The 16218-nt window shown below is 59.1% G+C and carries 15 protein-coding genes; 6 read left to right on the forward strand and 9 right to left on the reverse strand.

What is annotated here, in order from left to right:
- The first annotated feature begins 17 nt into the window (after positions 1-17).
- The 4 genes from ubiG to ACA060_RS20650 all read left to right on the forward strand — a co-directional run bounded on the left by ubiG (position 18) and on the right by ACA060_RS20650 (position 3645).
- The gene (gene ubiG / locus ACA060_RS20635; RefSeq protein ID WP_109633737.1) at positions 18-716 is read left to right on the forward strand and encodes a bifunctional 2-polyprenyl-6-hydroxyphenol methylase/3-demethylubiquinol 3-O-methyltransferase UbiG; all 699 of its coding nucleotides are present in this window, start codon (positions 18-20) and stop codon (positions 714-716) included.
- Positions 717-720: 4 nt separating this feature from the next.
- The gene (gene mupP, locus ACA060_RS20640; protein ID WP_461975582.1) at positions 721-1392 is read left to right on the forward strand and encodes an N-acetylmuramic acid 6-phosphate phosphatase MupP; all 672 of its coding nucleotides are present in this window, start codon (positions 721-723) and stop codon (positions 1390-1392) included.
- Positions 1393-1603: 211 nt separating this feature from the next.
- A complete protein-coding gene (locus ACA060_RS20645) occupies positions 1604-2344 on the forward strand; it encodes a YciK family oxidoreductase (protein WP_109633741.1) in 741 nt (246 codons plus the stop codon).
- 374 nt (positions 2345-2718) lie between these two features.
- Positions 2719-3645 carry a GGDEF domain-containing protein gene (locus ACA060_RS20650; protein WP_497312875.1) on the forward strand — a complete coding sequence of 309 codons (927 nt, stop codon included), beginning with the start codon at positions 2719-2721 and terminating at the stop codon, positions 3643-3645.
- Between the two features lie 143 nt (positions 3646-3788).
- Here the strand turns inward: ACA060_RS20650 and ACA060_RS20655 are convergent, their stop codons facing one another.
- The 7 genes from ACA060_RS20655 to ACA060_RS20685 form a co-directional block, all read right to left on the reverse strand.
- Entirely contained in the window at positions 3789-4550 is a 762-nt protein-coding gene (locus ACA060_RS20655) for an iron-containing redox enzyme family protein (protein WP_497312877.1), read from the reverse strand.
- Positions 4551-4628: 78 nt separating this feature from the next.
- Entirely contained in the window at positions 4629-7088 is a 2460-nt protein-coding gene (locus ACA060_RS20660) for an EAL domain-containing protein (RefSeq protein ID WP_497312879.1), read from the reverse strand.
- A 135-nt stretch (positions 7089-7223) separates the two neighbouring features.
- Entirely contained in the window at positions 7224-9041 is a 1818-nt protein-coding gene (locus ACA060_RS20665) for an ABC transporter ATP-binding protein (RefSeq protein ID WP_497312881.1), read from the reverse strand.
- Positions 9034-9636 carry a DsbA family protein gene (locus tag ACA060_RS20670; protein WP_178082354.1) on the reverse strand — a complete coding sequence of 201 codons (603 nt, stop codon included), beginning with the start codon at positions 9634-9636 and terminating at the stop codon, positions 9034-9036. Before ACA060_RS20670 ends, ACA060_RS20665 begins: the two co-directional genes overlap by 8 nt.
- Positions 9637-9675: 39 nt before the next feature.
- Entirely contained in the window at positions 9676-10617 is a 942-nt protein-coding gene (trhO, locus tag ACA060_RS20675) for an oxygen-dependent tRNA uridine(34) hydroxylase TrhO (protein WP_109633750.1), read from the reverse strand.
- A gap of 285 nt (positions 10618-10902) precedes the next feature.
- The gene (locus tag ACA060_RS20680) at positions 10903-11202 is read right to left on the reverse strand and encodes a BolA family protein (RefSeq protein ID WP_017340055.1); all 300 of its coding nucleotides are present in this window, start codon (positions 11200-11202) and stop codon (positions 10903-10905) included.
- 12 nt (positions 11203-11214) lie between these two features.
- The gene (locus ACA060_RS20685; RefSeq protein WP_109633752.1) at positions 11215-11739 is read right to left on the reverse strand and encodes a DUF2059 domain-containing protein; all 525 of its coding nucleotides are present in this window, start codon (positions 11737-11739) and stop codon (positions 11215-11217) included.
- 191 nt (positions 11740-11930) lie between these two features.
- Between ACA060_RS20685 and ACA060_RS20690 the strand changes: the two genes are divergently transcribed.
- Positions 11931-13325 (forward strand): class II fumarate hydratase, encoded by a 1395-nt coding sequence (locus ACA060_RS20690; protein WP_109633754.1) that lies wholly within the window; start codon positions 11931-11933, stop codon positions 13323-13325.
- A gap of 130 nt (positions 13326-13455) precedes the next feature.
- Here ACA060_RS20690 and ACA060_RS20695 read toward each other — a convergent pair whose 3' ends face one another.
- On the reverse strand, positions 13456-14415 hold the full coding sequence (locus ACA060_RS20695) for a DMT family transporter (protein ID WP_497312884.1): 960 nt from the start codon (positions 14413-14415) through the stop codon (positions 13456-13458).
- Positions 14416-14625: 210 nt separating this feature from the next.
- Here ACA060_RS20695 and ACA060_RS20700 point away from each other — a divergent pair, with 210 nt between their 5' ends.
- Entirely contained in the window at positions 14626-14820 is a 195-nt protein-coding gene (locus tag ACA060_RS20700) for a DUF6316 family protein (RefSeq protein ID WP_497318324.1), read from the forward strand.
- A gap of 138 nt (positions 14821-14958) precedes the next feature.
- On the opposite strand, the gene ACA060_RS20705 is transcribed toward ACA060_RS20700, so the two are convergent.
- Complete coding sequence (locus ACA060_RS20705; protein WP_497312886.1) at positions 14959-16143, reverse strand: thiolase family protein; 1185 nt, start codon at positions 16141-16143, stop codon at positions 14959-14961.
- Positions 16144-16218 lie beyond the last annotated feature (75 nt).

Below are 16218 nucleotides of genomic sequence, written 5' to 3' on the forward strand. Positions count from 1 at the left end.
TTTAGAGGACTTAAACCATGAGTAACGTCGACTACGCCGAAATCGCCAAATTCGAAGCCCTGGCCCATCGTTGGTGGGACCGCGAAAGCGAGTTCAAACCGCTGCACGACATCAACCCGCTGCGGGTCAACTGGATTGACGAACGGGTCAATCTGGCCGGCAAGAAAGTCCTCGATGTGGGCTGCGGCGGCGGCATCCTCAGTGAAGCCATGGCCCAGCGCGGCGCGACTGTCATGGGCATCGACATGGGCGAAGCGCCGTTGGCTGTCGCACAATTGCACCAGCTGGAATCCGGTGTGAGCGTTGAATACCGGCAGATCACCGCCGAAGCGCTGGCCGAAGAAATGCCCGAGCAGTTCGACGTGGTTACCTGCCTGGAGATGCTGGAGCACGTGCCAGATCCGTCCTCGGTGATCCGCGCCTGCTTCAAAATGGTCAAACCGGGCGGCCAGGTGTTCTTCTCCACCATCAACCGCAATCCGAAGGCGTACTTGTTCGCCATCGTCGGCGCCGAATACATCATGAAGTTGCTGCCGCGCGGCACCCACGACTTCAAGAAATTCATCCGCCCTTCCGAGCTGGGCGCCTGGAGCCGCATGGCCGGCCTGACCGTCAAGGACATCATCGGGCTGACTTACAACCCGCTGACCAAGCACTACAAACTGGCGGCCGATGTCGACGTCAATTACATGATCCAGACCCTGCGCGAGGAGTAAGCCGATGCGTATCAGAGCGGTCCTTTTCGACATGGACGGCACGCTGCTCGACACCGCGCCGGACTTCATTGCCATCTGCCAGGCGATGCGCGCCGATCGCGGCTTGCCGCCGGTCAACGACAAGCACATCCGCGACGAGATTTCCGGCGGCGCCAAGGCGATGGTCGCCGTGACCTTCTCCATGGACCCGGAATCCCCGGGCTTCGAAGAACTGCGCCTGGAATTTCTCGAGCGTTATCTCAAGGATTGCGCAGTCCACAGCAAGCTGTTCGACGGCATGGGCGAATTGCTGGCCGACATCGAGAAGGCCAACCTGATCTGGGGCGTGGTGACCAACAAACCTGTGCGCTTCGCCGAGCCGATCATGCAACGGCTGGGGTTGGCTGAGCGCTCGGCGCTGCTGATCTGCCCGGACCATGTAAAGAACAGTAAGCCGGACCCTGAACCGTTGATCCTGGCGTGCAAGATGCTCGACCTGGACCCGGCCAGCGTGCTGTTTGTGGGCGATGATCTGCGCGATATCGAGTCTGGCCGCGATGCCGGCACCAAAACGGCTGCCGTGACCTACGGGTACATTCACCCGGACGACAACCCGCGGCATTGGGGGGCGGATGTGGTGGTGGATCATCCGCTGGAGTTGCGCAAGGTACTCGATAGCGCTCTTTGCAGCTGCTGACCCGCTTGGCCGCTGGATGCTTTTGTGGTGAGGGGATTTATCCCCGTTGGGCTGCGAAGCGGCCCCATAACATTCGCCTCAGTTGCGTCAGGTAGATCGAGTCGGCAGATTCTGGGGCCGCTGCGCAGCCCAACGGGGATAAATCCCCTCGCCACAAAGCCCTCTAGCCACAGGTGTGATGCCTGCCAATTGAATTGTTGTGAGGTTTCTTATGTTTGATTATTCCGCCCGCCCTGAATTGCTCAAGGACCGGGTCATCCTGGTCACCGGCGCAGGTCGCGGCATTGGCGCTGCGGCGGCGAAAACCTACGCCGCCTATGGTGCAACCGTACTGCTGCTGGGCAAGACCGAAGCCAACCTGACTCAGGTCTATGACGAAATCGAAGCCGCCGGACACCCGCAACCCGCCGTGATCCCGTTCAACCTGGAAACCGCGCTGCCTCACCAGTACGACGAGCTGGCCGCGATGATCGAAACCGAGTTCGGCCACCTCGACGGTTTGCTGCACAACGCGTCGATCATTGGTCCGCGCACGCCGATCGAGCAGCTGTCCGGCGAGAACTTCATGCGCGTCATGCAAGTCAACGTCAACGCCATGTTCATGCTCACCAGCACCCTGCTCCCGCTGCTGAAGCTGTCCCAGGACGCTTCGGTGGTGTTCACCTCCAGCAGCGTCGGTCGCAAGGGCCGCGCGTACTGGGGCGCTTATGGGGTGTCCAAGTTCGCCACCGAAGGCCTGATGCAAACCCTGGCCGACGAAGTCGACACCGTCGCGCCGGTGCGGTCCAACAGCATCAACCCGGGCGCCACCCGCACAAGCATGCGTGCCCAGGCTTATCCGGGTGAAAACCCGCTGAACAACCCGACACCCGAGGAGATCATGCCGGTCTACCTCTATTTGATGGGTCCGGACAGCACGGGCATCAACGGCCAGGCTTTCAACGCCCAATAACAACCGCACGTCGCTTTTCGTGTCGTGCCGAATTCCCGGCGCGGCACTTAAAGCGCCTCGCAAATACAGCGACCTTAGTCAAATGGCCGTCGCTTGCCAATTCAAAAAACTCGCTAAGATCTCACAAGACATTGATTTTGAACGCTTTTTATTCGAAGGAACTCATTGGCATGACTTTCGCTCTAAATTTGCTCAGACACGCCGTGTGAAAGCAATCGGGCAGACGCCTCAGTCGATAGGTTACTAATATTCGGCAAAGCGGACTAAACTTGCGCCAAATGTCCTACGGGACTGATGGACCAGTATGACGCGCAGCCCAAAGCCGCTCTCACCCAGCCTGTAAGACAGCCTTACTGCTTAGGGGCTCACGCCATATGAAATCACCATCCCAGACCAACGCAATTGACTTCGACAGCGCCAAATTGCAACGCCTGGGCTTTGGTCAGCAACCTCCCATTCTGGAGCGGCCATTCAGCCTTGCACAATTGCGCCAGCAACTTGGCCAACAGCTGCAAACCAGTCTTGAACCACAACGCATTCTCGGACTTTTCTTCCGAGAAATTCAGCGCCTGGTGCCGCTGGATGCGCTGACTTATCAGCACCCGGCCAGTGATTTGCGTCTGGAGCTCGGTCATCGCGGCCATCATTCCGTCAGCTATAGCCTCAGTCATGAAGGCGAGAACCTCGGCGAACTGGTGTTCCGCCGTAATCAGCGATTCAGCGAGTACGAACAGGGCAACCTGGAATCGTTGCTGTCCACTCTGCTGTTCCCGATGCGTAACGCCCTGCTCTACCGGGCCGCGACGCAAAGTGCATTGCGCGACCCCTTGACCGACACCGGCAATCGCATCGCCATGGATCAGACCTTGCAGCGTGAAATCGAGATGTCGCGACGTCACTTGATGCCGTTGTCGCTGCTGATGCTGGACATCGATCACTTCAAGAACGTTAACGATAACTACGGTCACAGTGCGGGCGATGACGTACTCAAGGCTGTCGCCGCCGCGATCAAGAACCAGCTGCGCAATGTGGACATGGTGTTCCGGTTTGGCGGCGAGGAGTTTCTGATCCTGCTGTCCAACACCAGCCGGGAAGCCGCTGCCATGGTCGGCGAACGACTGCGGTTTGCGGCGCAGGCGCAGAATTACAAGGCCGACGGCAATATGGTCGAGCTGACGGTCAGCCTGGGTTGTTCGACCCTGCTGCCCGGTGAGTCTGCCGAGAGCTTGTTGCGCAGGGCCGATAGCGCGCTGTATGTCGCCAAGCGCGAAGGGCGTAACCGGCTGGCCATGGCGGGTTAAAACATTTAGCTGCGCCACATAACCAATGTGGGAGCGGGCTTGCTCGCGAATACTGACTGACATTCAACGTTGATGTTGACTGACAATCCGCATTCGCGAGCAAGCCCGCTCCCACATTTTTTTTGGCTGGAATTGCCTATGGATCAGCTTTCGGCCAATGCCATGCGCTCACGCGCGACCGGAGCCTTTTCCGAGTGCTCCAACTGCATACAACGCTCCAGAAACAGGTGCATGTAGTCGTAGCTCTTGCACACCGCCTCGCGCAATTCCACTTGCAGGGATTTGCTCGGGTTCATGCCCGCCAGCGTGCAGATGATTTCCAGCGCTTCCCAGGGATGGGCATCGTCGTACTGGGCATGCATCTTCAACCATTTCATGGCCCGCTTGCGCTCTTCCTCCGGGAACGCTGCCGCGTAGACACCATTGGAACAGACCAGCGCCGACCACTCCCCGGTCGCGCCTTCGATGGCGTAGTTGGTCGCGGCTATGGCGACAATCAATGAATCCGCCGAACTGGTGTGCCAGCACCAGTGACTCAACGCGTGCAATTCGGGAGCAACGTGTTGCGCTTGCAGATCTTCCAGGCTGACACCATGGGCTCGACTCCAGTTTACCCAGTAATCGGCATGGTTCAGTTCGACACGAATATTGCGCATCAACCAACGACGCGCCATGTCTTCACCTGGGTGGCGAGCAAAACGAGTCTTGGTCAGGTTTTGTGCCATGTATAACGCGAACTGTTCAACGACCGGCCAGCCACCAATAAGGTACTGACGCATGGTTTTTGCGCTGAGTTTATTGTCTCGCATGCGCTGATACAGTTCGTGTTCGACAACCCGGCGCTTACTCTCGCTGCAATCCTTGATGAGCTGTTGTGCCCATGCCGGGTAACTTGCGGCTTCCATGAGTGGTCCGGTTCGGTTGAATGTGTCGATCACTGTCGGGCTCCTTTTGATTGTGATTGTTAGGATCAGCAAGAGATTTCAACGGAACGTGCCGGGCGCCTTGAATAACAAAGGTTGAGGCCTGGCAGGACGACTTTGCAAACTATCGCAGGTAAACAGATGCGGGCGTTCAATGACATACCCTTGAGCGAAATCGACCCCGATCTCCAGCAATGCCTGCTCGATCTGGGGTGTTTCTACAAACTCGGCAATCGTGCGCTTACCCATGACATGGCCGATGTGATTGATCACTTCTACCATGGCGCGGTTAATCGGGTCGTCCAGCATATCCTTTACGAAACTTCCATCGATCTTCAAGAAGTCTACAGGTAAATGTTTCAAGTAGGCGAATGAGGACATCCCGGCGCAGAAGTCATCCAATGAAAAGTGGCAACCTAAACCTTTGAGTTCATTGATAAATCTAATTGCACTTCCCAAATTTGAAATTGCGCTGGTTTCTGTAATTTCAAAACAAATCATTTCAGGTGGAATAGACCAAGTAACAAACTGTTCCCTCAGGAAGTCCAGAAACGCGTCATCTCCGATAGTAGTGCCTGACAGATTAATCGCACACATGGCCAAAGGACCTTCGCGCTCTTCGGCTATACATTGAGCAATGATCTTGAAGACGTTCTGCACTACCCAACGATCAAGTGCGGTCATCAGGCCATAACGCTCGGCAGCCGGAATAAAACTGTCGGGCAATATCATGCGCCCGGCTTCATCATGTAGACGCAACAGGATTTCTATATGTCCGCCGCCGCGTTCAGTATGGCCAAGGGGAGCAATTTCCTGGGAGTAGAGGCAAAAGCGGTCTTCCTCCAGCGCCATGTGCAGGCGCTGTACCCACGCCATCTCACCGAAACGCAGGGACAGTTCCGAATCATCGGCGTTGTACACCTGAACCCGGTTACGGCCCTTTTCCTTGGCCATGTAACAGGCCATATCGGCAGCACGCAGCGAAGCTTCGAGGGTGGTCGGGGTTTGCGCGATATGAACCATCCCGATGCTCACCGTGGTGACGAAAGGCCGGCCTTTCCAGACAAAGTGCAGGTTTTGCACGGTATGGCGCAGGCTCTCGGCAATTTTCTCGGCGACTTCCGGCGGACAGTTTTCCAGCAGAATCCCGAACTCGTCACCGCCCAGCCGGGCCAGGGTGTCGCCTTCGCGCAGGCCCGATTGCAACAGTGCGCAGATATGCCGCAGCAGTTCGTCACCCGCCGCATGGCCACAGGTGTCGTTGACCAGTTTGAACTGGTCCAGATCGAGGAACATCAAGGCGTGGCGCCCGGCGTATCGCGTCAGGTTGTGCAGCGCCTGCTCCAGGCGATATTCGAACTCGCGACGATTGGCCAGCCCGGTCAAGGCGTCATGGGTCGCCTGCCAGGACAGGTTGGCGATGTACTGCCGCTCCTGAGTCATGTCATGCAACACCAGCACCGCGCCACTGACCTTGTCGGCGTTGCGGATCGGCGCCCCGACCAGGGTGACCGAGACGGTGCTGCCATCCAGGCGCTGGATCAGCTTGGAATGCTCACTGCCGCCGCTGAGCTGACCGCTCAAGATGTGCTCGATCAAGGTAAAACCATCGGCCTGAGCGTTGTCATCCAGCAGATTGAACAGGGCCGCCAGCGGCAAGCCGATGGCCTGCTCGCCTTTCCAGTGAGTCAACGCTTCGGCCGCCGGGTTCATATAGGCGATTGCACCGTCGACATCCGTGGTGATCACCCCGTCGCCAATCGATTGCAGGGTGATCTGCGCCCGGTCTTTCTCCAGCTGCAAGGCCTCGGCAAAGGCGTGGCGCTGCTTGAGAAGCTTGTGTGTGCGCATCAAGGCCAATGCAATCAGGCCCAGGGCCGTGGCCAGGTTCGTCACCAGCAGCAGGCGCAGAATCAAGCGCGAGCCCTCGCCCAAGGCATCGCTGAAGGCTTTGGCGGCAGGCGTCACACCATCGTTGATCGCAAATATCTGCTCCTTCCAGCGCTTGATGTCGGCGTCCGACGCCTGATTTTCGGTAATGCGCTGGTGCATCTCTTGCGCGACGTCATCGAGTTGCACCAGGTACGCGTCACCCACCGTCCAGCGGTCGATGGCTTTTTCCAGGTAACTGAAATGCCTGAAATTGAGGTACAGCCAGATTACGCTGGAGACGTCGTCGGGGTGATTGCCACCCTTGAGAATCGCCACCCGTGCGGCTTCGATATTCGGTGGCTGGTGATCCAGCGCCACGCGCAACTCGTGGCCACCCTGCGGTACGGCAATGGCGTTCTGGTACTTGAGGAAAATGGCCCCATCGCGACTGTCCGCGTAGAGATTGAGGTAATAGATGGCGTCTTTCTGGCCCTTCGACCACAGGCTCTCCCCGGCCACATAGCCGCGGACCGCCGAAAGCACATAGAGACTGACCCCGCCCAACAGCGCTTGAAATAGCACTACGGCAATAAATGGCCAGACGATGCCCAACAACCTGGGGGTTCCGAGAGTCCGCTTTTGCTTCATGAGGTCCCTTGCATTAGCACTGCCAGATCATCATCCAACGTGATCGCTACAGCTAGACTAGGGTGCGTATTCGATCCCGGCAAGCCAGTGGCCATATTTTGCGTACTCTTGCCGTCAACCTGGCGCGAACTGTCACTAATGCTGCTGCAAATGGCCATAAAGCTTGGCGTATAAACCACCTTCGGCAATCAGCTGCTGATGGTCGCCATCCTCGGCAATTTGCCCGCCGTCGAACACCAGCACCCGATCGGCCTGTTTAACCGCCGACAACCGATGCGCAATGATCAGCGTGGTGCGGTTGCTCAGGAACCGCGCCAGCGCCTGGTGCAGGTTGTATTCGGTGGCCGCGTCCAGCGCCGAGGTGGCCTCATCGAGGATCACGACCTTGGGTTCGGCCAGCACCATTCGCGCAATCGCCAGCCGTTGCCGCTGGCCACCGGACAACCGCACGCCAGAGCGTCCGACGATGCTGTCCAGACCATCAGGCAACTCTCGAACAGTTTGGTTCAGCTGGGCAATTTCCAGGGCCTGCCAGCAGGCTTCGTCGCTGCGCACACGGCCCATCGTCAGGTTGGCGCGCACAGTGTCGTTGAACAGCGCGGGGTGTTGCAGGACCACGGCGACGTTTTCGCGCACGGTCTCCAGGCCGATCTCTTGCTGGGTCGAGCCACCGAAGCGGATGGTCCCGGCAAGGGGCGTGTACAACCCCAGCAGCAACTGCACCAAGGTGCTTTTACCGCCACCGCTGGCACCGACGATTGCCACTTTTTCACCGGGGGCGATGGACAGGTCCATCTGGTTCAACACCAACTCATCGCCGTATCCGAAACTCAGGCCCTGGACTTCGATGCCCACGGTGTCCCGTCCCTGAAACGGATCGACACCGCCGGGGTATTGCGGCTCATCGGCACGGGCCAGCAGCTCGTTGATTCGCGACAGCGCACCACCGGCGGCGTAATAGGCGTACTGCAAATTGAGCAACTGCTCCACTGGACCGATCATGAACCACAGGTAGCTGAACACCGCCAGCATCTGGCCGATGGACAAGTCGGAGAACAACACGGTGAGCATCGCCGCGGCACGAAAAATATCGATGCCGAACTGGAACAACAAACCACTGGCGCGGTTCGATGCATCGGTTTTCCACTGCGAGTTCACCGCGTAATCGCGCACTTCCCGGGCCCGCTGCCCCAGGCGCCCGAGGAAAAAGCCCTGACGGTTGCCGGCGCGCACTTCCTGAATCGAGTCGAGGGTTTCGGTCAGGGCCTGGGTGAACCGCGAGGTGCTGTCGTTCTCGAGCTTCTTCAGGTGCTTGACCCGCTTGCCCAGTTGCACCGTGGCGTAGATCACCAGCGGGTTGAACAACATGATCAGCAATGCCAGCTTCCAGTGCATCCAGATCAGAATGCTCGCGGTACCGACCAGCGTCAGCATCGCCACCAGGAATCGACTGAGGGTCTCGCCGACAAACTTGTCCAGCGTGTCCAGGTCCGTGACCAGATGCGTGGTCACCGTGCCGCTGCCCAGGCTTTCGTATTCGCCCAGGGAAATGCGCTTGAGCCGTTCGATCAGCCGGATGCGGATGCGATACACGATGTCTTTGGCCAGCGCCGCGAACAACTTCGCCTGCACCACGTTGAACAGCAAGGCGCCACAGCGCAGCAACAAAGTCACCAGCAGCATCAGGCCGATGTAGCCTGCCGCTTTCTGCCAGCCTTGCGGCAACGCGTGGTTCATGATTTTCAGCGCAGAATCGCCGTGCCCCAGCAGCACTTCGTCCACCAGCAATGGCAGCAGCAGAGGAATCGGCACGCTGCACAGAGTGGCCAGTACCGCTACGCCATTGGCGATCCACAGGGATTTTTTATGGTGAAGGGCCTGCCGCCGGATTTCAGCCCAACTCAGCCGATCGACACGCTTGGGAGCGGGCGTGTCATCGGGCAGGTCATGCACAGGCCGCGCGCTCCAGCCAACGGCCGAGCAATGGCGACAATTCACTCAAGGGTTGATAGCCATTGGTCAACAGCGCCAGTTGCCCATTACGTTCAGCCAGCAACGTAGGGAAGCCGGCAATGCCGAGGTCCTGGACCCAGGTGAAATCAGCAGCGGTGGCGGCGTGCTGATCGGCACGGTCGAACGCGGCCGCAAATTCGATGCGCGGCAGGCCGGCCTGCTCGGCCAACTCAACCAGGACACTGGCGTGAGTGACGTCTCGACCTTCGGCGTAGAACGCGTGTTGAATCAACCCGAGCAGTTTCCACGCGCAATCCGGCGCCAGATTGCGCGCCGTCACCAGCGCCCGGCACGCCGGCTCGGTGTCGTAGACAAAACCGTCAGGCAACGCGCCTTCGGTCTTGAACGGTTGGCCGGTGGCCTGGGTGACGGCCTGCCAATGCTCAAGGATGTAGCGCCGGGTGGTCGGCTCCAAGGCGGAGCCGCTGCCGGTGCGCAAGCCGCCCACCACCAGATGCACGTCCACCCCTGCCGCCTGCGCCTGCTCGACCAACGCGTTGGCGACGGGCGCAAAGCCCCAGCACCAGGAACACATCGGGTCCATCACGTAGAGCAGGCGTTGGGCAGACATGGTTCAAGCCTCTGAAGGAGTTTGCTTGTAGTTGTAGCCGATCGGGTGAGGCAGGTTGCGCGCTTTGGCCAGCTCGATCTGCTTCTGCCGATCAATGGCGCTGCGACGGGTCTTCTCGCTCAGCGTATCCCAGCAATGCGGGCAACTGATGCCAGCCACGTAATGCTCGGACGCGCGGTCTTCGACGCTTACCGGCGTACGACAGGCATGACATTGATCGTAGTCGCCTTCGCTGAGGTCATGGCGCACGGTCACGCGGTTGTCGAACACGAAACAGTCGCCCTGCCACTTGGTTTCTTCCTGCGGCACCTCTTCGAGGTACTTCAGAATGCCGCCCTTGAGGTGATAGACCTCGTCAAAACCCTGGCTGAGCATGTAGCTCGAAGCCTTCTCACAACGAATGCCGCCGGTGCAGAACATCGCGACTTTCTTGTGCACGGCCGGGTCGAAGTGGGCTTTGATGTAGTCAGGGAACTCGCGAAAACTGGTGGTTTTCGGGTCGATGGCGCCTTCGAAGGTGCCGATCGAGACCTCGTAGTCGTTGCGGGTGTCGATCAACAGCACTTCAGGATCGCTGATCAGCGCATTCCAGTTCTGTGGATCGACGTAGGTGCCGACCTTTTTGTTCGGGTCCACGCCTTCGACGCCGAGGGTGACGATTTCTTTCTTGAGTTTGACCTTGGTGCGGTAGAACGGCTGGTCGTCGCAGTACGACTCTTTGTGGTCGATGTCGTCCATGCGCGGATCGTTCTTGAGCCAGGCCATCAGCCCGTCAATGCCTTCGCGGCTGCCGGACACAGTGCCGTTGATGCCTTCTTCGGCGATCAGCAGCGTGCCTTTGATGCCGTTGTCGACCATGGCTTGCAGCAATGGCTCGCGCAGGGCGACGTAATCTTCCAGAGTGACGAACTTATACAGTGCCGCCACGACAATCTGTTGTGTCATGGGTGATTCTCCAGGTGGCTACCCTCGTAAGGGGTGAACCGGATTCAAAAAAAACGCGCCGGGTGAGCGGCGCGTTGCGGATTCTAGCAAAAAAGGTGTGGGTTCAGGACTGCGAGATGCCTTTGTGGCGAGGGAGCTTGCTCCCGCTCGGCTGCGAAGCAGTCGTAATGCTGGCGACTGCACTCTTTCAGACAGAACGCTGTTGCAGGTTCCGGGACTGCTTCGCAGTCCAGCGGGAGCAAGCTCCCTCGCCACAACAGCCCATCAGTCCTTCAGCCCATCACATCAATGCTTGCTGCCGCCAGCACAAGTCGGTGAGGCCGGGGCCGCGTCGATCTGTGCCCATTCTTCAGGCGTGTAGGTATGCAGCGCCAACGCATGGAACTCGCCCATCAGCTCGCCGAGCGTGCCGTAGACTTTCTGGTGACGCTTGACGCGGTTGAGCCCTTCGAACTGCTGGCTGACCACCACGGCCTTGTAATGGGTTTGCAACCCACGACTGTGCATATGGCTTTCATCCAGCACTTGCAGATGCTCAGGCTGTAACAGGCCCAGCGTCGATTCGATGCGTTGTTGCATGGTCATACCCGACTCCGCTTAAGGCTTTTTCTTGGCTGGAGCGGCGGCGCCTTTAGGCTCCAGCTCGGCAGTCATGTCAGCCAGCAGTTTGTTGACCACAGGCACCGCGCTTTCCAGCTTGGCTTGAGTCATCTGGGCCGATTGCTGAGTCAGCTGCGGCATTTTTTCCAGGACTTTCTTGCCCAGTGGCGACTTGTAGAACGCAACCAGGTCTTTCAGCTCGGATTCGCTGAAGTTGGTGGTGTAGAGCTTGACCATGTCCGGCTTGAGCTTGTTCCAGCCAATGGCTTGGTCCAGCGCGGCATTGGCTTTGGCCTGGTAAGTTTCCAGCAAGGCTTTTTTCGATTCAGGGGCTTTGGTCTGTTCAAAACGCTGAGCGAACATTTGCTGCACTTGCATGTACACCGGAGTGCCCAATTTGTCAGCGTGCGCCAGGGTCAGGAAAGCTTCGGCACTGGCGTTGTGGCTGGCGGTATCGGCAAAAACAGGGCCGCTGGCGCAAACCAGTGCAACCGCGGTACAGATGGCACGAAGACGAGTCATCGAGTTTCCTTTTCTAGCAGGCGAGGTAAAACCCCAAGGGCGTCCATTCTGCGCCTAAAAAAGTGTGTCACTCAACCCCAAGCCTTGTCGGGCCTGAATTAGAGGGGTTGAACGGTCAAAAACCAGACTGATGGAACCACGGCCGGCGATCACGGCCTAAACTGCGCTATCGACCTACAGGAGTGTGCAAGATGAGCCGTATCGAAACCGACAGCCTTGGCCAGGTGGAAGTCCCGGATGAGGCCTACTGGGGCGCTCAGACGCAACGCTCGCTGATCAATTTCGCCATTGGCAACGAACGCATGCCGCTGGCCGTGCTGCACGCACTGGCCCTGATCAAAAAAGCCGCGGCGCGGGTCAATGACCGCAACGGCGACCTGCCCGCCGATATCGCCCGCCTGATCGAACAGGCCGCCGACGAAGTGCTCGACGGCAGCCACGACGACCAGTTCCCGCTGGTGGTCTGGCAGACCGGCAGCGGCACCCAGAGCAACATGAACGTCAACGAAGTGATCGCTGGTCGCGCCAACGAACTGGCCGGTAATCCTCGCGGCGGCAAGACCCCGGTTCACCCCAACGATCACGTCAACCGCTCCCAAAGCTCCAACGACTGCTTCCCGACCGCCATGCACATTGCCGCCGCCCAAGCGGTGCAGCAGCATTTGCTGCCGGCGATCAGTGAACTCTCCGGTGGCTTGGCCGAGTTGTCGGCGCGGCACATGAAACTGGTCAAGACCGGCCGTACCCACATGATGGACGCCACGCCGATCACCTTCGGCCAGGAACTCTCTGCGTTTATCGCTCAACTGGATTACGCCGAACGGGCGATCCGCAGCGCGCTGCCGGCGGTGTGTGAACTGGCCCAGGGCGGCACCGCCGTCGGCACCGGGCTGAATTCGCCCCACGGTTTTGGTGAAGCGATCGCCGCAGAGCTGGCCGCCCTCTCCGGCCTGCCGTTTGTCACCGCGCCGAACAAGTTCGCCGCACTGGCCGGCCATGAGCCGCTGACCACGTTGTCGGGCGCGCTGAAAACCCTCGCCGTGACCCTGATGAAAATCGCTAACGACCTGCGTCTGCTGGGTTCCGGGCCGCGCGCCGGTTTTGCCGAAGTGAAACTGCCAGCCAACGAGCCGGGCAGCTCGATCATGCCGGGCAAGGTCAATCCGACCCAGTGCGAAGCGCTGTCGATGCTCGCATGTCAGGTTCTGGGCAACGATGTCGCCATTGGTTTTGCGGCAAGTCAGGGGCACTTGCAGCTGAACGTGTTCAAACCGGTGATCATCCACAACCTGCTGCAATCGATCCGCCTGCTGGGCGACGGCTGCAGCAACTTCCAGCAGCATTGCATCACCGGGCTTGAACCCGATGCAGCGAAAATGGCTGAGCACCTGGAGCGTGGGTTGATGCTGGTGACGGCGCTGAATCCGCATATCGGCTACGACAAATCGGCGGAGATTGCCAAGAAGGCTTACAGCGAAGGGCTGACCTTGCGTGAGGCAGCGTTGCAGCTGGGGTATCTGACGGATGAAGAGTTTGATGCGTGGGTAAGGCCGGAGAATATGTTGGAAGCGGGTGCCAAGGGTTAAGATTTTCGGCGCCTGACAGTCAGTCTTCGCGAGCAAGCCCGCTCCCACAGGGTTTTGTGTCGATCCTGAATATAGTGATCGACGCATAACCTGTGGGAGCGGGCTTGCTCGCGATGAACGATAACGCGGTCTAACTGGCCGCCATCCGCACCTTGCGCGCCTTGAGCCCGGCAATCAACGACGGCCCAAGGGCCACCAACGCCGACCCCACCACCACCAACACCGCCCCGCCGTACCCCAGACCATTGATCGTCTCGGCATGCACATATTCCGGCCACGCCCACGCCGCCACGGCCACCGCGCCAAACGTCACCAACGGTGTTATCGCCAGCGTCGCACTGACCCGCGAAGCTTCCCAATGGGCCAGCGCTTCGGCAAATGCACCGTAGGCAATCAAGGTGTTCATGCAGCACGCCAGCAGCAACCAGCCTTGCAGCGGGCTCAATTGCAATGCCTCCAGCGGATGCACCCACGGCGTCAGCAACAGCGCGCAGAACAGGTAGATCACCATCATCACCTGCAACGAATTCCACACCGTCAGCAATTGCTTCTGCCCCAAGGCATAGAAGGTCCAGACCGTGGACGCCAGCAGCACCAGCAACACGCCGGCGGTGTAGTCGGTCAGCGACGTCAACAACTCGGCCAGGCGTTGATTAAAGAACAGCGCGAAACCGATCAGCAGCACCAGCAGGCCAGTCCCCTGCCCCACACTGAAACGTTCCTTGAACACAAACAAACTGGCGATCAGCAACATGATCGGGCCCATCTGCACCACCAGTTGCGCGGTGCCGGGGCTGAGCAGGTTCAGGCCCATCAGGTACAGCACGTAGTTGCCGACCAGACCAAGCACCGCCATCAACACCAGCCAGCCGCCGCGCGGGCCGAGGACTTTGCGGCTGGGCAGGCGTTTGGTCGCTGCCAGATAAATGAACAGGCAACCACCGGACACCGTCAGGCGAAACCAGGTCACCGTCACCGGGTCCATCACCAGCAGGACTTGTTTGAGTTTGATCGGCAGGATTCCCCACAGAACCGCGGTCAACAAGGCCAGGAACAGACCGTAAACCCAGCGACCGGATGAAATGTGCATGCGAACCCCAAAGCCAGATAGCAAGAAACACCATTCTAGGCGCAGACCCGAGCGCGACACAGGGACAGTTGGCGACGGGCCGCGAATGAAACTGTGCAGGTCGCACCATTAATCTGGCGAAGTGCCGTCGATCAGTTGGTCAGGCACCGCAAGTGGTTCATGCATAAGCTCATTGGATCCGCCAACCGGAACATCCTTCAGGAGATTGCCATGTACGGCATGCGCGCCCAAGACAACGCCCCCGCCACGCACTTTCGCTGCGACCGGGTGTGTCGGGTGAATGGGGAACTGTTTTTCAGCACCCGGGAAAATACGCTGGAGGGACCGTTTGAGAACCCGAAGGTGGTGGCGCGGGAGATTCAGGCCTACATCGAGCGGATGCAGAGGTTGGGCACCAGACGTTAGACCGAGGCGTCTGCATCGCGGGCAAGCCCGCTCCCACAGGTTTTGTGGCGTACGCAACATTTGCAATCGCCGCCAATCACTGTGGGAGCGGGCTTGCCCGCGATGGCTATTTCACAATCGCTACAAATCCTGAGGCATTTAACGCACAGCCTCAAACAACCCGGTAGCCCCCATCCCGCCACCCACGCACATGGTAACCACCCCATACCGCAAATTACGCCGCTGCAACTCCCGCACAATGTGCCCGACCTGACGCGAACCCGTCATGCCGAACGGGTGGCCGATGGAAATCGAACCGCCATTGACGTTGTACTTGTCGTTATCGATTTCCAGGCGGTTGCGGCTGTACAGGCACTGCGAAGCAAACGCTTCGTTGAGTTCCCACAGATCAATGTCGGCCACCTGCAGACCCTTGGACTTGAGCAATTTCGGCACCGAGAACACCGGACCGATGCCCATCTCGTCCGGCGCGCACCCTGCCACCGCAAAACCACGGAAGAACGCCTTGGGCTTGAGCCCCAGTTCCAGGGCTTTTTCAAGGCTCATGACCAGGGTCATCGAAGCGCCATCGGACAATTGCGAAGAGTTGCCCGCCGTCACCGAACCGTCCTCGGCAAACACCGGTTTCAACCCGGCCAGGCTTTCCAGGGTAGTGTCCGGGCGGTTGCAGTCGTCGCGATCGACGATCCCGTCGAGGATCTGGATCTGACCGGTGGCCTTGTCTTCAACCCGGTACTTCACCGCCATCGGCACGATTTCATCATCGAACAAACCGTCGGTCTGAGCCTTGGCCGTGCGTTGCTGACTTTGCAGCGCGTACAGATCCTGCTCTTCGCGGCTGACTCCGTATCGGCGCGCAACGATTTCGGCGGTCTGGCCCATGGGGAAATAGATGCCCGGCACCTGCTCTTTCAGTAGCGGGTTGATCAAGTTGTCGGTGTTGACGCTTTTCATGGTCAGACTGATGGATTCGACGCCACCGGCCACGATGATTTCGCTGCAGCCCGACGCGATCTGATTGGCGGCGATGGCGATGGCCTGCAAGCCCGAGGAGCAGAAACGGTTGAGGGTCATGCCCGCAGTGCCGATGCCCAGACGCGACAACACCGCGACGTTGCGACCGATGTTGTACCCCTGGGCGCCTTCGTTGGAGCCCGCACCGACGATGCAATCCTCAACGCTGGCCGGGTCGATCCCGGTTCGCGCCAACAGGGCATCGACACAATGCGCCGCCATGTCATCCGGACGGGTCTGGTTGAACTTGCCGCGAAAGGATTTGGCCAGGCCGGTCCGCACGCTATCGACGATCACCACTTCACGCATGGCATACCTCATTGTTGTTGTCGGTTGAGAGTGGACCGAGCATAAGTCCACCTCATAACCAACCGCGACAATCAT

The organism is Pseudomonas sp. LBUM1671 (assembly GCF_059695685.1).